We start from the raw sequence: 17,992 nt of genomic DNA on the forward strand, positions 1-17,992 counted from the left end.
CCACAGGTTTAGCGCTAAACCGGCAGGCTGGTGGTGGACTTGATCTCCGACAAGGCCACAATCGAGTTCACCTCCTGAATCCCCGGCACCATCGACAGCTTCTCGAAGAAAAACCGCTCATACGCCTCAATGTCAGAGGTGACGATGCGCAGCAGAAAATCCACCGCCCCCATCAGCACATAACACTCCAACACCTCCGGAAACCCGCGAATTGCTTCAGTGAACTCCGTGAAGTTGGATCGGCCGTGGGCGTTGAGTTTGACCTCGGCAAAAATCTGCGTGTTAAGGCCAATCTTCTTGCGGTCCAGCAAGGTGACTTGGCCACGGATCACGCCTTCTTCCTTGAGCCGCTGAATACGCCGCCAGCACGGCGATTGCGACAGGCCGACCTGCTCGGCGATCTGTGCGCTAGAAAGCGAGGCATCCTCTTGCAACAAGGCCAGGATGCGGCGGTCGTAGGCGTCCAACTCGCTATGCATAAAAATACCCATGATGATGCTTAACTTGAATTATTTAAGTCGATTTACTGTTAATACGGCTCATCTTAGATAAGAAATCTCCGCAGGCGAATGTAAAAATTTCTCCAGTCGAACTTGGAGAGTCAGCATGCACGCCGTCGAAACCCGCCACCCCGCTACCCGCGTCGATGCGTGGGCCGTCAACAGCGCCCATTGCCAGGCGCATTATCAGATCATCGCCGAGGCTGAGCCGGATGTGCTGTGCCGGGTGCTCAACTACTTCGCGCTGCAATTTCTGACGCCGCAACAGGTTAATGTGAACCGCGAGGGCGACCTGCTGAACATTGAAATTGTGATGGACGGTTTGAGCTGGCACCGCGCCCAAGTGATCGGTGAAAAGATTCGAAACGTGATCAGCGTATGCACGCTGGAGCTGTGGCCAGCTGATTCCGTGCGGCCTCAGGCGGTGGCGGCAGCAGCTCAGTAAAAGTCTGCAATACACACTGGGAGGAGGATTTTCAGCGGCTGACTAGCCTGGGATTACAGCCCACGCCACCCAGGAAATCTTCATGCCCGCGGCCTTGCACGATCACCCACTGGAACTGCATCAACTGCTGCCTGTCTTGCTTGAGCAAGGGCTGGTGACAGCGGACGTGGCGCAAAGGTTGGCGACGGCGCCCTCCACGCAACACCCTTTGGAATGCATCGCGGCGCAAGGGCCTTGCCTGGAAGCGCTGACTCAATGGCTGGCAGGGCATGTCGGCCAACCCTATCTGCGTATCGACCCACTAAAGATCGACGTGGCAACGGTTGTGCCGCTGATGTCTCACGCCTTCGCGCAGCGCCACGCCATTCTGGCGGTGGCCGTGGATGCGCAGAGTGTCACCGTCGCCAGCGCACAGCCGCATATCAGCGGATGGGAAGCCGGGTTGGCGCAGGTGCTCAAGCGCTCGGTTAAGCGCGTGGTCGCCAACCCCCAGGACATTCAGCGCTGCATCGACGAGTTTTACCGGTTGGCCAAGTCGGTCAGCGGCGCTGATCAAAAGGTAGCGGCGGCCGGCAATTTCGAACTGCTCAACCTGGGTGCCAGCGACAAAGAACCAGACGCCAATGACGCGCATATCGTCAATATCGTCGACTGGCTGTTGCAGTACGCCTTCGGGCAGCGGGCCAGTGATATTCATATCGAACCGGGTCGCGACCAGGGCCGCGTGCGTTTTCGCATCGATGGGCTGCTGCATGACGTCTACCAATTTCCAGCCCAGGTCACCATGGCCGTGGTCAGCCGCCTGAAGAGCCTGGGCCGGATGAATGTGGCGGAAAAACGCAAACCCCAGGACGGCCGGGTCAAGACCAAAAGCCCAGCGGGCGTTGAAGTGGAACTACGCCTTTCAACCTTGCCGACGGCGTTTGGCGAAAAACTGGTGATGCGGATTTTTGACCCGCAGGTGCTGCTCAAGGATTTCGACCAGCTTGGCTTGTCGCCCGAGGACCAACAGCGCTGGCACACCATGACCGGCCAGGCCAACGGCATCATCCTGGTCACCGGGCCGACCGGCTCGGGCAAGACCAGCACGCTCTACACCACGCTCAAGCGGCTGGCGACCCGCGAGGTCAACCTGTGCACGGTGGAGGACCCGATAGAAATGGTCGAGCCCGCCTTCAACCAGATGCAAGTGCAGCACAACATCGACCTGACCTTTGCCAGTGGCATCCGCGCCCTGCTGCGACAGGACCCGGACATCATCATGATCGGAGAGATTCGTGACCAGGAAACCGCAGAAATGGCGATCCAGGCCGCGCTGACCGGGCACCTCGTTCTGTCCACACTGCACACCAACGATGCGCCCAGCGCCATCAGTCGCCTGCAAGAACTGGGTATTGCTCATTATTTGATCAAAGCTACGCTGATAGGCGTGATGGCGCAGCGCTTGGTGCGGCTTTTGTGCCCGCACTGCAAACGTCCGGCGAATGCGCTGGATAATGTTCATGAGGCGGTGGGCTGTGCGCAATGCCGTGACAGCGGTTATCGCGGCCGGGCCGGGCTCTACGAAATCATGGTTGTGGACGAAAAACTCAAGGCGCTGATCACTCCCGGCGCCGACGTGCAGGCTCTGCGCCGGGCATCGCTGGGGCAAGGCATGCACAGCTTGCGCATGGCCGGTATCGACAAGGTGAACGCCGGGCTGACAACCCCGGCAGAAGTAATGCGGGTAACGCCCGGGGATTCAGATACAAATGCTTTTATTGTTGGGCCGTGAAACCGTCCTTATCTGTGACCAGACCGTTACAATCGCCCGAACGTTGTTTCACTGACATCATCAGATAGGGAATCGCAATGCAGATCGGAACCGTACTGCTTCTTTTCGTGGGTTTGGCCGTGGCCATCCTGTTCATGGGCTTTAAAGTAGTGCCTCAGGGCTACCAATGGACAGTCGAGCGATTCGGCCGCTACACCAACACTCTCAAACCCGGCCTCAACATCATCATCCCGGTCATGGACCGCATCGGTCGCAAGATCAACGTGATGGAAAGCGTGCTGGATATCCCGCCCCAGGAAGTCATCACCGCCGACAACGCCACCGTGCAGATCGACGCTGTGTGCTTCTTCCAGGTGGTCAATACCGCCCAGGCCGCCTACGAGGTCAACAACCTCGAGCACGCCATCCGTAACCTGCTGCAAACCAACATCCGTACCGTGCTCGGCTCCATGGAGCTGGACGCAATGCTGAGCCAGCGTGACGGCATCAACGAAAAGCTGCTGCGTACCGTTGATGAAGCCACAGCGCCGTGGGGCATCAAGATCACTCGGATCGAGATCAAGGACATCAGCCCGCCTGCCGACCTGATGGCCGCCATGTCCGGCCAGATGAAAGCCGAGCGGATCAAGCGTGCGCAGATCCTCGAAGCCGAAGGCCTGCGGGCCTCGGCGATTTTGACCGCCGAAGGCAAGAAGCAGGCGCAGATCCTCGAAGCAGAAGGTGGCCGTCAAGCCGCGTTCCTGGAGTCTGAAGCCCGTGAACGTCAGGCCGAAGCTGAAGCCCGTGCGACCCAAGTGGTGTCCGAAGCTATCGCCACCGGTAACGTGCAGGCCATCAACTACTTCGTCGCGCAAAAATACATCGATGCGTTGGGCAAGCTGGCCTCGGCCAACAACAGCAAAGTCATCTTGATGCCGCTGGAAGCCAGCCAGGTGATTGGCGCCGTCGGCGGTATCGGCGAAATCGTCAAGGCAACCTTCGACAATAAGAAAGGCTGAGGCCATCGCCATGTGGGATTTCCTGCAGCATCTGTCGTTCTGGGATTGGCTGGCACTGGGTACGGTGCTATTGATTCTTGAGGTGTTCGGTACCGGTGGCTACCTGTTGTGGATGGGGATCGCCGCCGCCGCCGTGGGCGTGATCAAGTTCCTGGTCCCGCCGCTCGGGCTGGAATGGCAACTGCTGTTGTTCGCCGTGTTATCGATCCTGACTGCGGTGTACTGGTGGAAACGCCAGCGCAGCAGCGCGAAGGTCAGCGACCAGCCAGGGCTGAACATGCGTGGCTCGGAGTTGATCGGCCGCACCTTTGTGGTGCATCAGGCGATCATGGATGGCCGGGGCAAAATAAAAGTCGGCGACAGTGTGTGGATGGCAACCGGACCGGACAGTCCCGTGGGCGCTCATGTGCGTGTCACGGGTCAGGACGGTGTAATTTTACAGGTGGAAACTGTTTAGTCAGTGATGGAACTCGCTTGGGCTAACTACAATCAAACTGTTCAGATAACCCAGTCGGAGTCACCCATCATGCGTCTCAAATATGCTGTCGCAACCCTCGCTGTGCTTTCCCTTCCTGTCGGCTCAGCCATGGCCGACAGTTTCTGGCGCAACGTCATTTCGTCGGGCGCCACTACCGGCTCGACGTACCTGACCTTCAAGGACCATAAGCTGGTGGTCGCCGCCCAAGACGACGCGGGCAGCTTCGTTGCCAGCGACGGCGGCATCCGCGGCCCATACCTTGAAGCTGCCATGCAGAAAGTCCGCGCCGACAACCCTGGCCTCAAAGCCACGGACATGGAGCTGGCCAACGCCATCCTCGCAAAAAATGCCGTAACCGAGTAAACCCCGAACCAAAAAAAATACCGCTTTTTCAGCGGTATTTTTTTGCCTGTCTCCCCACGATTATTGCCGCCAGCCCAGGTCTTCCGGTTTTTCCCGCCAAAAGCAGAAAAGTCCTGCCGAGCCCTTAAGTACCAGGCAACAAACTAAAGATTCCTTTATACAAAGCGAATCTCTCTCCATGCAAAAACTCGCCTACGCGCTACTTCTCTCTGCGTTAGCCACCCCTTTTGCTCAGGCAGAAAACTGGTATGGGTCGGCAAAACTCAACAGTGCTCGTCAAAACCTCTCCAGTGCGCAACTGACCAGCCCTCGCGTCACTGATCGGGTGGAGGCACCTGACAGCAACAAAGCATTCACCGGCTCATTCGCCGTAGGTTACGCTTTTGCGGATGGCTGGCGCCTGGAAGGGGAATACACCACCCGCAGCAGCTCGACGTTCGACTCTTATTGGGCTCCGTTCAATGCCAACGTCAACCGCCTGGAAGTCGACAGCCAGCGCTTGATGCTCAATGGCTATAAAAACATCCCGATCAATGATTGGCTGTCGTTCTACGGCATGGCCGGTATCGGCATGGCACAAATTGATGCCGAGGGTTACCAGAGCAACGCCACCCGCCAGTTCGCCAGCAACCGCCAATACAATTTCGCCTACAGCGTAGGCCTGGGCCTGGACGCCAAGGTCAGCGAAACGGTCACCCTGGGCACCGGTTGGCGCTACGTAGACATGGGCAAGGTCGAGACCGGCTACAACACCTTCGCCAACCGGATAAACGCCCGCGATGAACAGCTCAAAGGCAAACTCAAGGAGCAGAATGTGTTTGTTGAGGCCCGCATTGCCTTCTAACCTGCTGCAAAAAAATGCCGCTGATGAAGCGGCATTTTTTGTGCGCTAGATGACGATTCATTCACGGGCGACAGGCTATATTCAGTCGAGCCGTGTAACCATGCCGGTACGGATACACCCTTTACTCATCGCCTACCTGAAACGGATGCCTTCGTCGTTATGAGCCAACAGCCCTTTCTGCCGTTTTCCAAACCTACCATTGATGAAGCCACCATCTCGGCGGTCGGCGATGTCTTACGCTCGGGCTGGATCACCAGCGGGCCGAAAGTGCAGGCATTCGAGGCACAGCTGTCGGAATACTTTGGCGGCCGCCCGGTACGCACCTTCAACTCCGGCACTTGCACCATGGAGATCGCGTTGCGCATCGCCGGTATCGGGCCTGGGGATGAAGTGATCACCACGCCGATTTCCTGGGTCGCGACGGCCAACGTGATTCTGGAAGTGGGCGCCACGCCGGTGTTTGCCGATATCGACCCGGTCACCCGCAATATCGACCTGGCCCAGGTGGAAGCCGCGATCACCCCGCGTACCAAAGCAATTATCCCCGTGTACCTGGCGGGACTGCCCCTGGACATGCCGATGCTGTATGCACTGGCCGACAAGTACAACCTGCGCATCGTCGAAGACGCCGCCCAGGCCTTGGGGTCGAGCTGGGATGGCGAGCGTATCGGCGCTACCGGTGATTTCGTATCGTTCAGCTTTCAGGCGAACAAGAACATCACGTCATCCGAAGGCGGTTGCCTGGTGTTGAACAACGCCGAAGAGGCCCGCCTGGCCGAAAAGTATCGCCTGCAGGGCGTTACCCGTACAGGTTTCGACGGCCTGGATGTGGACGTGTTGGGTGGCAAGTTCAACATGACCGACATTGCTGCAGCCATCGGCCTGGGGCAGTTTGCGCATATCGAGAAGATCACGGCGCATCGCCAGAACCTGGCGCGACATTACTTCAAGTGCTTCGGCAGTGACTTTGAAGAGCAATACGGCGCGCAATTGCCGCCGGCGGATTTCGAAAACAGCAACTGGCACCTGTTCCAGCTGGTATTGCCGGAACGTCAGGATGGGCTGCCGGCGCGCGCTACCTTCATGGAGCAAATGCAGGCCCACGGCGTCGGCATTGGCTATCACTACCCGCCGATCCACCTGCTGAGCCTGTATCGGGCACAAGGTTTCAAGGAAGGCATGTTCCCGGTGGCGGAGCGTGTTGGGCGTTTGATCGTGTCGTTGCCGATGTTCACGGCGATGACAGAGGCGGACGTGGAACGGTCTGTAGCAGCGGTTAAAGCGGTATTGAAAGCCGGTTAAACCATGTGGGAGCTGGCTTGTCGAGTCGGCGCACCGCTGCGATGGCATCACCACGGTGTGACTGAAACACCAAGGTGCCTGCATCGCGGGCAAGCCCGACTCCCACACAAGCCAGCTCCCACATTGATTTGTGCTGTTACAGCTGCTTGTGTTTACTCGCCGATGGCGGCTTTGTAGCCAGCAGCATCCAGCAGTTTTTCCAGATCAGCCGGGTTGCTTGGCTTGAGTTTGAAGATCCAGGCGCCGTACGGGTCGGAGTTCAGCAGCTCAGGCTCGCCACCCAAGGCGTCGTTCACCGCGATCACTTCGCCAGCAATCGGCGAGTAGATATCCGACGCCGCTTTCACCGACTCGACCACACCCGCCTGGCCTTCAGCTTCAAAGTTGGCGCCAACTTCAGCCAGCTCAACAAACACCACATCACCCAAAGCTTCCTGAGCATGGTCGGAGATACCGACGGTCACGGTGCCGTCAGCCTCTAGACGGGCCCATTCGTGACTCTCGGCAAAACGCAGGTCGGCAGGGATATTGCTCATAGTCTGTGTCCTCAAGAAGAAATGTCAGCGGCCTCTGGGCTGCCGGTAATCGTTAGATCAAGGTTTTGCCATGGCGCACGAAGGTCGGTTTGACCACTCGAACCGGGTACCACTTGCCGCGGATTTCCACTTCGGCCCGGTCGGCGGTTGCCGTCGGTACGCGCGCCAGGGCAATGGATTTGCTCAGCGTAGGAGAGAAACTACCACTGGTGATCTCCCCTTCGCCAACATTGGCGATACGAACCACTTGGTGAGCGCGCAAAACACCACGTTCTTCCAGTACCAAACCGACCAATTTGAACTGCACACCGGCGGCTTTTTCCGCCTCCAGGGCGGCGCGGCCGATGAATTGGCGCTCGACAGGTTCCCAGGCAATGCTCCAAGCCATGTTGGCCGCCAGGGGCGAAACATTCTGGTGGATATCCTGGCCATACAGGTTCATGCCGGCTTCCAGGCGCAGGGTATCGCGGGCGCCGAGGCCGATGGGTGAAATACCGGCACCGACCAAGTCGTTGAAAAAGCCTGGCGCCTGATCGGCCGGCAGGACAATTTCCAGGCCGTCTTCGCCGGTATAACCCGTGCGGGCGATAAACCAGTCGCCGTCTGCCTGGCCTTCAAAGGGCTTGAGTTGGTGGATCAGGGTGCCACGAGACTGGGTAACCAGCTCGGCGATTTTCTGCCGGGCGTGCGGGCCTTGTATGGCGAGCATGGCCAACTCGGGCCGCTCATGCAGTTGCACCGCGTAGTTGCCCAACTGCGCCTGCATCCAGGCCATATCCTGATCACGCGTGGCGGCGTTGACCACCAGCCGATAACCGGTCTCGGTGCGGTAGACGATCATGTCGTCCACTACGCCGCCCTGCTCATTAAGCATGGCGCTGTAAAGTGCACGGCCGCAGCCATGCAAACGATCGACATCATTGGCCAGCAGGTGCTGGAGCCATTCCTTGGCCTGTTGGCCTGTAACATCGATCACGGTCATATGAGATACATCGAACACCCCGCAGTCGCGTCGCACCTGATGGTGTTCTTCAACTTGCGAGCCGTAGTGCAAAGGCATATCCCAACCGCCAAAATCGACCATTTTCGCGCCGAGGGCGAGATGCAGGTCATACAGAGGCGTACGCTGTCCCATGGGTTTCTCCTTCCGGGCTTGGCGAAGATGCGCAGAGTTACCGTTTACGCTGAGAACCCCGTATTACAAGGCCTGCAGTGACATACAGCGACTCGCTCCGAAAGACGGAGCGCACCGAATGCCGCGCATTGTAGCCGTAAGCCGTAGGACTGGCACCTAAGCGATTTGCCGGGCAGAGCGCCGGATCAGCCCGATTACCGGCAACAGCCCCACCAATACCAGTGTCAGCGCCGGCAACGATGCACGCGCCCACTCGCCTTCGCTGGTCATTTCAAAAATCCGCACCGCCAGGGTGTCCCAGCCAAACGGGCGCATCAGCAGGGTCGCGGGCATTTCCTTGAGCACATCGACGAACACCAGCAGCGCCGCGCTCAACGTCCCGGGCAACAGCAGTGGCAGATACACTTTGCAAAACAGTCGTGGCCCACTCACGCCAAGGCTGCGCGCCGCTTCCGGTAAAGAGGGCCGGATTCGCGCCAGGCTGTTTTCCAACGGCCCATAGGCCACCGCCAGGAAACGCACCAAATACGCCAGCACCAACGCCGACAGGCTGCCGAGCAACAAGGGCTTGCCCGCACCGCCGAGCCAACCCGACAACGGCACCACCAGCTCACGGTCCAGGTAGCTGAACGCCAGCATGATCGACACCGCCAACACCGAGCCCGGCAAGGCATAACCGACATTAGCCAGGCTGATACCAGAGCGAATCGCCCGGGTCGGCGCCAGACGGTTGGCAAACGCCAATATCAGCGCAACGCTGACCGTGATCAGCGCGGCGATGCCGCCCAGGTAGAGGGTGTGGACGATCAGGCCGCTATAGCGCTCATCCAGGTCAAACCGGCCGCGCTGCCAAAACCAGACGACCAGTTGCAGCATGGGGATGACAAAGGCGCACGCGAACACCAAGCCACACCAGGTACTGGCCGCTGCGGCCTTGAACCCGCGCAAGTGGTACAACGCCTTGCCCCGTGGCCGCTCATTGCTCGGGCGGCTGGCTCCGCGAGCACGCCGTTCGCCGTAGAGCACCAACATCACCACCAGCAGCAACAGGCTGGCCAGTTGGGCGGCGCTGGACAGGCTGAAAAAGCCGTACCACGTCTTGTAGATGGCCGTGGTGAAGGTGTCGAAATTGAATACCGAGACGGCGCCGAAATCCGCCAGGGTTTCCATCAGCGCCAAGGCTACGCCAGCACCAATCGCCGGCCGTGCCATGGGCAGCGCCACACGCCAGAACGCCTGCCATGGCGATTGGCCAAGCACCCGTGCCGCCTCCATCAAGCCTTTGCCCTGAGCCAAGAACGCAGTGCGCGCCAGCAGGTAGACATAGGGATAGAACACCAGCACCAACACGATGATGACGCCGCTGGTGGAGCGCACACGTGGCAGACGCAAGCCGCTGCCGAACCATTCACGCAGCAGGGTTTGCACCGGGCCTGCGAAATCCAACAGGCCGACAAACACAAAGGCCAGCACGTAGGCGGGAATCGCGAAAGGCAGCATCAACGCCCAGTCGAGCCAGCGCCGCCCGGGGAACTCGCACAGGCTGGTCAACCAGGCCAGGCTCACGCCCAACAGTGTCACGCCGACACCGACGCCCAACACCAGGGTCAGGGTGTTGCTCAACAGGCGCGGCATCTGGGTTTCCCACAGGTGGGACCAGATCTGTTGATCGATGCTTTGCCAGGACAGCAACAGCACGCTCAGCGGCAGCAGCACCAATGCGGCGACGGTGAAGACCGGCAGGTACCAGCGACGTTGGGCGGGGTGGGCCAAGGAAAAACTCTCAGAGTGTCAGTTGTCTTGAAAACACCACCAACCAATGTGGGAGCGGGCTGGCGTGGGAGCGGGCTTGTCGAATCGTCGCACCGCTGCGATAGCATCACCTCGGTGTGACTGACACACCGAGGTGCCTGCATCGCGGGCAAGCCCGGCTCCCACATTCTAGATCGGCGGCGTCTTACAAATTGTACTTAGTTCCAGCCAGCGCGATCCATCAAGCGAATGGCCTCCGCCTGACGCTTACCGGCCACTTCCACCGGCAGTGTATCGGCCACGAACTTGCCCCAGGTCGCCACTTCCGCCGATGGCGGCACGGCCGGGTTGGCCGGGAATTCCTGGTTCACATCGGCAAATATTTTCTGCGCCTCAGGCGTGGTCATCCATTCCACCAACGCCTTGGCGGCTTCCGGGTGTGGCGCATGCTTGGTGAGACCAATGCCCGACAGGTTCACATGCACGCCACGGTCGCCCTGGTTCGGCCAGAACAGCTTCACCGCCAGGTCCGGCTTCTGCTTGTGCAGGCGGCCGTAGTAGTAAGTGTTAACGATACCCACGTCGCACTGCCCGGCGTTGATGGCTTCGAGCACGGCGATGTCATCGGAGAACACGTCGGTGGACAGGTTATTGACCCAGCCTTTGACGATTTCTTCGGTCTTGGCCGCGCCGTGGGTTTCGATCAGGGTGGCAGTCAGCGACTGGTTGTAGACCTTCTTCGCCGTGCGCAGGCACAGGCGGCCTTCCCATTGCTTGTCGGCCAGGGCTTCGTAAGTGGTCAGGTCACCCGGTTTTACCCGGTCGGTGGAATAGGCGATGGTCCGCGCGCGCAAGCTCAAGCCGGTCCAGGCATGCTTTGAAGAGCGATATTGCAGAGGAATGTTCTTGTCGATTACCGCCGAGGTGAACGGCTGCAGGATGCCCATTTGCTCGGCCTGCCAGAGGTTACCGGCGTCGACGGTGAGCAGCAGGTCGGCGGTGGCGTTTTCGCCTTCGGCCTTGATCCGCTGCATCAGCGGGGCTTCCTTGTCGGTGATGAACTTCACCTGTACGCCGGTTTTCTGGGTGTAGGCGTCGAACACCGGCTTGATCAGTTCGTCGATGCGCGAGGAGTAGACCACGACTTCGTCGGCTGCCTGCACGGTGGTGCTGCCGATGAGGGTGAGTGCCAGGGCAGTCAGGAGGCGTTTGGGTGCCAACATGGGTGCGGTCTCTCATATGCAAATGGAAAGCAAATGATAGGGACTCACATTTAGTGGCGCTCGGTGGAGGCGTTACCAGATGTTGCATGGCCGCGATTTACGTGAGGCTGATGGCCTCATCGCGGCATAGGTATCTACACAACTGCTGGTGAACGCAAAATCTCTAGCAGGCGAGCTTTTGTGAAGAGCGGGCTCGCCACGGAGGATTGTGGCGGCCTTTGAAAGCTGTGTAGAGACCTATGCTCATCGCGGGCAAGCCCGCTCCCACAGACGATCGCATTTCAAGTTCAGGGCTTGGCCAGCTCCGGGAGATCGCCAGTCAGGCCCAAGGCCTGGCGCACGAAGATGGCTTTGGCTTCCGGCATCTGGTCGACCATTTTCAACCCGGCATTGCGCAACCAGCGCAATGGCAGCTGGTCAGCCTGGAACAACCGTTCAAAGCCTTCCATCGCCGCCATCAGCGCGAGGTTATACGGCATGCGCCGACGCTCGTAACGGCTCAGCACCTTCACATCCGCCAGGCGCTCGCCGCGCTCGGTCGCCGCCAACAGCACTTCGGCCAGCACCGCCGCATCGAGGAAGCCCAGGTTAACGCCCTGGCCCGCTAACGGGTGGATCACATGGGCCGCATCACCGATCAACGCCAGGCCTTCGGCCACGTAGCGTTTGGCGTGGCGCTGGCGCAACGGCACACAGACACGCGGGTCGGCGCTGATCACCGTACCGAGTCGCCCTTCAAAGGCGCGCTCCAGTTCACGGCAGAAATTTTCGTCATCCAGCGCCATCAGGCGTTCGGATTCCGCCGGCGTGGTCGACCAGACGATTGAGCACCAGTCCTCTTGCCCATCGCGTACCAGCGGCAGGAATGCCAGCGGGCCGGTATCGGTAAAGCGCTGCCAGGCCGTGCGCTGGTGCGGTTGGCTGCTGCGCACGCTGGTGACGATGGCGTTATGCAGGTAATCCCATTCGCGGGTCGTGGTGCCGGTCAGGCGGCGCACGGCGGAATTGGCGCCGTCGGCGGCCACCACCAGCGGCGCGCGCAATTTGCGCCCATCGGCCAGGGTCAGCAGCCAGTCATCGCCGGAGCGGCGCATCTGTTCCAAGCGCGCGTTGGCCAGCAGGCCCAGGTCGCAGTCGTGCAGGCGGTCGAGCAAGGCATCCTGAACCACACGGTTCTCGACGATATGCCCAAGCACTTCGGCATGCACGCTGGCCGCCGAAAAGTGGATCTGCCCGGTGCCGCTGCCGTCCCACACCTGCATCTCGCCATAAGGGCTGGCGCGTCGCGACACGATGCCGTCCCACACGCCGAGGCGCTCGAGGATGCGCTGGCTGGCGGCCGACAAGGCGCTCACGCGGGGTTCGAAGGCCGCATCCTGGTCGAACGGTTTGACGCTCAGCGGGCTGCCGTCCAGCAGCAGCACCTGCAGGCCACTGCCCTGCAACGCCAGCGCCAGGGCGCTCCCGACCATTCCGGCCCCGACAATCAGCACATCTGCGCGCATGTCCATGCTTTAAGCCTGCTTTGCTGGCGGCTTGCGCCGCACGTAAAGGGTTTTTTCGACCCGCGCCACCAAGGTGCCGGAGCCGTCATGAATCTGTACTTTGAGGTGGGGCAAGTACTTCTCGCCACCTTCGGTCTGCCTGCGAATCTCGTCCAGCAAGGCCTCGTCGATGGAAAATTCGGCGTACACCGGGCCTTTGCCCGGCGACACGAAGTCGATGCTCGCGGCTTTGTCCCAGACGATGTAGTCGCGGCCCAGGTTTTCCATCAACAAGAGCATGTAGAACGGGTCGACCATCGAATACAGGCTGCCGCCGAATTGCGTGCCGACGTAATTGCGGTTGTACCAGCCCAGGCCCATGCGCACCTTGGCATAGCGCAAATCCGCACTGAGTGCCTGCACCCGGATTCCAGCGCCCAGGTACGGCGGGTACAAGGACAGAGCCCAGCGCAACAGCCGCGCCTTGCCCAGGCGTCGGGTCAGCCAGTTACGCATCGGGGCGCGTGCCCAGGCCCATGGCCTGACGGGCGAACCAGCGTTTGGCCGGCGGTAACAAATCCAGGCCCAGCAAGCCCATGTTACGGCCCAAGGCCACCAACGGTTGAGCACTGCCAAACAGCCGCGTGACTTGATCGGAGAAACCTACGGTCAATTTCTGATCCAGGCGTTGGCGCTCGCGATAGCGTTCCAAGGTTGCCAAATCGCCCGGCACCTCAGGCCCGGCCAGCAAGGCTTCGGCCAAGGCGTTGGCATCGCGCAGGGACAAATTGAAACCCTGCCCGGCAATCGGGTGCAGGCTGTGGGCGGCATTACCGAGGATGGCCAGGTGCGAGCGTACTTGTTCTTCGGCCTCCACCAGCGTCAGCGGGTACAGGTGCCGCGCGCCGACTTGCTTCAACGTGCCCAGGCGATAGCCGAACACGCCCTGTAATTCGCTGAGGAAGCTGCGCTCATCAAGGTTGGCCAGGCGCTGGGCGTCCATGCCGATGCGCGTCCACACCAGCGCGCAGCGGTTGTCCGGCAGCGGCAGCAGGGCCATGGGGCCCTCATCGGTGAAACGCTCGAAGGCCTCGCCATTGTGGGCTTCGCTTGGGGTGATGTTGGCGATCAACGCGCTCTGGTTGTAGGGCCGGGTTTTCACACCGACGCCCAATTGCTCGCGCAAACCGGAGCGACCGCCATCGGCCAATACCGCGAGGTCGCATTCCAGCACGGTTTCATCGTTGAGGGTCAGGCGATAGCCATCGGCCAGCGGCTCCATGCGGGTGACTTCCGCCGGGCAACGCCAACTGACCACGTCTTTGTCCAGGCCTTTCCACAGGCATTGGCCGAGCCAGGCGTTTTCCACCACATAGCCGAGGGCCGGCACACCCTCCTCCATAGCAGACAGGCGCGCAGTGGAGAAGCGGCCACGGTCCGACACGTGAATCTGTTTGATCGGCTCGGCGCGGCGGGAAATGTCCTGCCACAGGCCCAAGCGCTGATAAATCTGCCGAGCGCCGTAGGACAACGCCGAAGAGCGCGCGTCATAGCTCGGCTGGTAACTGTCACCCGGCGCGAACGGTTCGATCAGCACGATCTTCCAGCCGAGCGCCTTGGCACCCGCCTGCAACGCCAACGCCAGGCTGGCGCCCACCAGACCGCCGCCGATAATCGCCACGTTGACCCGGCTCATCGGGCAGCCGCCATCAGCGCTTCGATCTCGGCGACGGTCTTGGGCACGCCGCCGGTCAAAATTTCACAGCCTTGCTTGGTCACTACCACGTCGTCCTCGATGCGTACGCCAATGCCACGCCATTTCTTCGCCACGTTCTGGTTGTCGGGCGAAATATAGATGCCAGGTTCCACGGTCAACGCCATGCCGACTTCCAGCACCCGCCATTCACCGCCCACCTTGTACTCGCCCACATCATGCACATCCATGCCCAGCCAATGGCCGGCGCGGTGCATATAAAAGGCGCGATAGGCTTCGCCGGCGATCAGCTCGTCGACGTCGCCTTGCAGCAACCCCAGCTTCACCAGCCCGGCGGTGATGACGCGCACCGTCGCCTCGTGGGCTTGGTTCCAATGTTTGTTCGGCGCGATCTCGGCAAAAGCGGCTTCCTGGGAGGCCAGCACAATCTCGTAGATCGCCTTCTGCTCGGGCGAAAAAGTGCCGTTAACCGGCCAGGTGCGGGTGATGTCGCTGGCGTAGCAGTCGATCTCGCAACCGGCGTCGATCAGCACCAGGTCGCCGTCCTTGAGCACCGCGTCATTCTGCTGGTAATGCAGGATGCAGCTATTGCGCCCGGCGGCGACGATGGAGCCATAGGCGGGCATTTTCGCGCCGCCCTTGCGGAATTCGTAATCCAGCTCGGCTTCCAGGCTGAATTCATGCAACCCCGCGCGGCTGGCCTGCATCGCCTTCACGTGGGCGGCGCAGGAAATTCGTGCGGCCTCGCGCATCACCTTCACTTCTGCCGCCGATTTATACAGGCGCATGTCGTGGAGCAGGTGATCCAGGGCAACAAATTCATTCGGCGGCTGGGCGCCCAGGTGCGCTTTAGAGCGGATCACGTTGATCCACTCCATCACATGCCGGTCGAATTCGGCGTTGCTGCCCATAGCCGAGTACACCCGGTCGCGACCTTCGATCAGGCCGGGCAGGATGTCGTCGATATCGGTGATGGGGAACGCATCGTCGGCACCAAAGTCACGGATCGCGCCTTCGGTACCGGCACGCAGGCCGTCCCACAATTCGCGTTCGGCATTGCGCTCGCGGCAGAACAGCACGTACTCGCCATGTTGGCGACCGGGCATCAGCACGATCACCGCTTGCGGTTCGGGGAAGCCGCTCAGGTACTGGAAGTCGCTGTCTTGGCGGTAGACGTGCTCGACATCACGGTTGCGGATCGCCACGGCGGCAGCCGGCAGGATTGCGATGCTATTGGGTTCCATCTGCGCCATGAGCGCCTTGCGGCGACGGGTGTATTCCGCTTTCGGGATATGGATCATGGGCAGATGGGCTTCCTTTCTTAATGCAGCGACGGCTTGGCTGCGGCTGGCTCAGCGGATTTTTTGGTCTCGGTGAACAGCAGCAGCGGCGCGACGCGCAGGTATTCCATCACTTCCATGTAGTCGCCTTCACCGTCTTCGGATTCTTCCAAGGCGTCTTGCACCTGGGAGATCGCCGCCAGGTCCTGCAGCACTTCCTTGGCGTCGGTGCTCAGCTCCAGGCCGCCGGCGTTCACGCCGAAACCGTGGAGGAAACCCTGGCACCATTGGCCCAGCGCGGCAGCGCGTTCGGCGAGCGGCGCGTCGTCGGTCGGCAACAGCAGGACTACGGTGACGTCGTCACCGGTCAGCTCGCCTTTGACCATCTCTTGCAGGCCGATCAGCGCGTTACGCACGTTCTCGGTCGGCTCGGTTTCGAGCAGCTCGGCCACATCAGCCAGCCAGTTGTCAGCATCAAAGCCAACACCGGTGCAACTGCGGCCCAACAGCACGCCGTGCAGTTCGGCAGGCGAGCAAGGATGACCGCTGGTGCTCAGCAGTTTGGAAAAAGCATCGTACGGGGAGTTCTGAATAGGCATGGTGAGCTAGGCGCCAGACGGCGCAATGTCTAGAATGAAGCGCTGTATCCTAGCACCGGCAGACGTACCAAGACTATCGAGGGCGTCAGATCGTTTATCCTGCAGCTGCCATTCATCAGACAAATCCAGTGGAACCCAATGGAAGACACCGACCTGCAAGCGCTGATGGCCAGACTCGAGCTGCTAATTGATCGGGTCGAGCAACTTAAGAGTCAAAACGGACTCCTATTAGCTCAGGAAAAGACCTGGCGCGAGGAACGCGCGCACCTCATTGAAAAAAACGAAATCGCCCGGCGTAAGGTCGAATCGATGATTTCGCGCCTGAAGGCCCTGGAGCAAGACTCATGAGTTCAAGCAATAGCGTTACCGTGCAGATCCTCGACAAAGAATATTCGATCATCTGCCCCCAGGAAGAACGCAGCAACCTGGTGAGTGCTGCCCGCTACCTGGATGGCAAGATGCGTGAAATCCGCAGCAGCGGCAAAGTTATCGGCGCCGATCGTATCGCTGTGATGGCCGCACTGAACATTACCCACGATTTGCTGCATAAGCAGGAGCGGCCTGACGTGCAGGCCAGTGGCTCGACGCGCGAGCAAGTGCGTGACCTGCTGGAGCGGGTTGATCTGGTACTTTCTACCGATCCAGAGCCACCCAAGGGCTGATTGCCGAGTCTGTTTAAGGTATACTCGCCCCACTCCCTGGCGTGTTTGCCAGTCGGCGATGTCCCTGAGCCGATTCGCACTACCCTGGAAGTTGCACGTTGGGCTGGTGTGCATGTCCGCTAGACGGAAAGCCTTAAAGCCTACTGCATCTTCCACCTTGAACTTTCGGGTTCAAGGGCTAAGTCGACAGCGGCTCTGTCGGGGAGCCTGAATTCCCAAACTCAATGCCAGTCTTAGGACTGGCATTGTTTTATGAGCCGAAAAACCATGACCGAACCTGCGCCGCTTTCCCGTCCGCAACTTCGACGCATGTTGCGCAAAGCCCGCCGCGCCCTCACGCCGAGCGAGCAGCGCCAGGCCGCCCAAGGCCTGTATCGGCAACTGGCACAGCACCCGCTGTTTCGCCGGGCCAAGCATATTTCTTTATACCTACCGACGGACGGTGAAATCGATCCGCGCCTGCTGCTGCGCGCCGCTCAGCGCCGGGGCAAGGCTACCTATCTGCCGGTACTCAGCGCCTGGCCGCGAACCAAGATGGTGTTCCAGCGCGTGCGGCCTGGGGATAAGTTGCTGCCCAACCGTTTTCGCATCCTAGAACCGCGAGTGAACGCCAATCGCCAGCGCCAAGTCTGGGCACTCGATCTGGTGTTGCTGCCGCTGGTGGGGTTCGACGATGGGGGCGGAAGATTGGGCATGGGCGGCGGCTTTTACGACCGCAGCCTGGCCTACCTCGCCAGGCGCCAGAGCTGGCGCAAGCCGACGCTGCTGGGGCTGGCCCATGAATGTCAGAAGGTCAAGCGCTTGGCGCAGGCGAGCTGGGACGTGCCGTTGGCGGGCACCATCACCGATAAGCACTGGTATGTCGCAGAAACGTCGCTGGAACCAGCGACGTCTTGAATAGTT

20 protein-coding genes and 1 other RNA gene are annotated in these 17,992 nt (G+C 60.4%); 11 read left to right on the plus strand and 10 right to left on the minus strand.

The features are described from left to right. Nucleotides 1–14: 14 nt before the first annotated feature. On the minus strand, nucleotides 15–479 hold the full coding sequence (locus KZH41_RS29785; RefSeq protein ID WP_094948837.1) for an Lrp/AsnC family transcriptional regulator: 465 nt from the start codon (nucleotides 477–479) through the stop codon (nucleotides 15–17). Nucleotides 480–606: 127 nt separating this feature from the next. On the opposite strand from KZH41_RS29785, the gene KZH41_RS29790 reads away from it, so the two are divergent. The 7 genes from KZH41_RS29790 to KZH41_RS29820 all read left to right on the plus strand — a co-directional run bounded on the left by KZH41_RS29790 (nucleotide 607) and on the right by KZH41_RS29820 (nucleotide 6,704). Beyond that, nucleotides 607–945: a hypothetical protein gene (locus KZH41_RS29790; protein ID WP_094948814.1), complete on the plus strand. Its 339-nt coding sequence runs from the start codon at nucleotides 607–609 to the stop codon at nucleotides 943–945. An 82-nt stretch (nucleotides 946–1,027) separates the two neighbouring features. After that, nucleotides 1,028–2,719, plus strand: a complete 1,692-nt coding sequence (locus KZH41_RS29795) for a GspE/PulE family protein (RefSeq protein ID WP_263274164.1) — start codon at nucleotides 1,028–1,030, stop codon at nucleotides 2,717–2,719. 77 nt (nucleotides 2,720–2,796) lie between these two features. Next, the gene (locus KZH41_RS29800) at nucleotides 2,797–3,717 is read left to right on the plus strand and encodes an SPFH domain-containing protein (RefSeq protein WP_024077991.1); all 921 of its coding nucleotides are present in this window, start codon (nucleotides 2,797–2,799) and stop codon (nucleotides 3,715–3,717) included. 10 nt (nucleotides 3,718–3,727) lie between these two features. Then, nucleotides 3,728–4,174, plus strand: coding sequence for an NfeD family protein (locus KZH41_RS29805; protein ID WP_094948812.1), 447 nt, complete (start codon nucleotides 3,728–3,730; stop codon nucleotides 4,172–4,174). A gap of 69 nt (nucleotides 4,175–4,243) precedes the next feature. Then, nucleotides 4,244–4,558: a DUF2388 domain-containing protein gene (locus tag KZH41_RS29810; protein ID WP_043046966.1), complete on the plus strand. Its 315-nt coding sequence runs from the start codon at nucleotides 4,244–4,246 to the stop codon at nucleotides 4,556–4,558. 178 nt (nucleotides 4,559–4,736) lie between these two features. After that, nucleotides 4,737–5,402: an outer membrane protein gene (locus KZH41_RS29815; RefSeq protein WP_094948811.1), complete on the plus strand. Its 666-nt coding sequence runs from the start codon at nucleotides 4,737–4,739 to the stop codon at nucleotides 5,400–5,402. Between the two features lie 159 nt (nucleotides 5,403–5,561). Then, on the plus strand, nucleotides 5,562–6,704 hold the full coding sequence (locus KZH41_RS29820) for a DegT/DnrJ/EryC1/StrS family aminotransferase (protein ID WP_242153393.1): 1,143 nt from the start codon (nucleotides 5,562–5,564) through the stop codon (nucleotides 6,702–6,704). 152 nt (nucleotides 6,705–6,856) lie between these two features. On the opposite strand, the gene gcvH is transcribed toward KZH41_RS29820, so the two are convergent. The 9 genes from gcvH to KZH41_RS29865 form a co-directional block, all read right to left on the minus strand. Then, entirely contained in the window at nucleotides 6,857–7,240 is a 384-nt protein-coding gene (gene gcvH / locus KZH41_RS29825; RefSeq protein WP_242153396.1) for a glycine cleavage system protein GcvH, read from the minus strand. A 52-nt stretch (nucleotides 7,241–7,292) separates the two neighbouring features. Next, nucleotides 7,293–8,375 (minus strand): glycine cleavage system aminomethyltransferase GcvT, encoded by a 1,083-nt coding sequence (gcvT, locus tag KZH41_RS29830; protein WP_094948808.1) that lies wholly within the window; start codon nucleotides 8,373–8,375, stop codon nucleotides 7,293–7,295. Nucleotides 8,376–8,531: 156 nt separating this feature from the next. Next, nucleotides 8,532–10,148, minus strand: a complete 1,617-nt coding sequence (locus KZH41_RS29835; RefSeq protein WP_263274165.1) for an ABC transporter permease — start codon at nucleotides 10,146–10,148, stop codon at nucleotides 8,532–8,534. A 197-nt stretch (nucleotides 10,149–10,345) separates the two neighbouring features. After that, nucleotides 10,346–11,350, minus strand: a complete 1,005-nt coding sequence (locus tag KZH41_RS29840; protein WP_094948806.1) for an extracellular solute-binding protein — start codon at nucleotides 11,348–11,350, stop codon at nucleotides 10,346–10,348. A 287-nt stretch (nucleotides 11,351–11,637) separates the two neighbouring features. Beyond that, the gene (locus KZH41_RS29845) at nucleotides 11,638–12,855 is read right to left on the minus strand and encodes a 2-octaprenyl-3-methyl-6-methoxy-1,4-benzoquinol hydroxylase (protein ID WP_176462877.1); all 1,218 of its coding nucleotides are present in this window, start codon (nucleotides 12,853–12,855) and stop codon (nucleotides 11,638–11,640) included. A 9-nt stretch (nucleotides 12,856–12,864) separates the two neighbouring features. Then, nucleotides 12,865–13,350, minus strand: a complete 486-nt coding sequence (locus tag KZH41_RS29850) for a DUF4442 domain-containing protein (protein ID WP_094948804.1) — start codon at nucleotides 13,348–13,350, stop codon at nucleotides 12,865–12,867. Then, entirely contained in the window at nucleotides 13,343–14,530 is a 1,188-nt protein-coding gene (ubiH, locus tag KZH41_RS29855; protein WP_263274166.1) for a 2-octaprenyl-6-methoxyphenyl hydroxylase, read from the minus strand. The genes KZH41_RS29850 and ubiH overlap by 8 nt, the downstream gene beginning before the upstream one ends. Next, complete coding sequence (gene pepP, locus KZH41_RS29860) at nucleotides 14,527–15,849, minus strand: Xaa-Pro aminopeptidase (RefSeq protein WP_263274167.1); 1,323 nt, start codon at nucleotides 15,847–15,849, stop codon at nucleotides 14,527–14,529. The genes ubiH and pepP overlap by 4 nt, the downstream gene beginning before the upstream one ends. 20 nt (nucleotides 15,850–15,869) lie before the next feature. After that, complete coding sequence (locus tag KZH41_RS29865; protein ID WP_094948801.1) at nucleotides 15,870–16,427, minus strand: YecA family protein; 558 nt, start codon at nucleotides 16,425–16,427, stop codon at nucleotides 15,870–15,872. 138 nt (nucleotides 16,428–16,565) lie between these two features. Here KZH41_RS29865 and KZH41_RS29870 point away from each other — a divergent pair, with 138 nt between their 5' ends. The 4 genes from KZH41_RS29870 to KZH41_RS29885 all read left to right on the plus strand — a co-directional run bounded on the left by KZH41_RS29870 (nucleotide 16,566) and on the right by KZH41_RS29885 (nucleotide 17,986). Continuing rightward, nucleotides 16,566–16,775 (plus strand): TIGR02449 family protein, encoded by a 210-nt coding sequence (locus KZH41_RS29870; protein WP_003177365.1) that lies wholly within the window; start codon nucleotides 16,566–16,568, stop codon nucleotides 16,773–16,775. Then, nucleotides 16,772–17,089, plus strand: coding sequence for a cell division protein ZapA (locus KZH41_RS29875; protein WP_003213956.1), 318 nt, complete (start codon nucleotides 16,772–16,774; stop codon nucleotides 17,087–17,089). The genes KZH41_RS29870 and KZH41_RS29875 overlap by 4 nt, the downstream gene beginning before the upstream one ends. A gap of 30 nt (nucleotides 17,090–17,119) precedes the next feature. Continuing rightward, nucleotides 17,120–17,298, plus strand: a non-coding RNA gene (gene ssrS / locus KZH41_RS29880) — 6S RNA. Between the two features lie 58 nt (nucleotides 17,299–17,356). Next, nucleotides 17,357–17,986, plus strand: a complete 630-nt coding sequence (locus tag KZH41_RS29885; RefSeq protein WP_263275141.1) for a 5-formyltetrahydrofolate cyclo-ligase — start codon at nucleotides 17,357–17,359, stop codon at nucleotides 17,984–17,986. The last annotated feature ends 6 nt before the right edge of the window (nucleotides 17,987–17,992 follow it).

The organism is Pseudomonas sp. YeP6b (genome assembly GCF_025642995.1).
Classification (GTDB): domain Bacteria; phylum Pseudomonadota; class Gammaproteobacteria; order Pseudomonadales; family Pseudomonadaceae; genus Aquipseudomonas.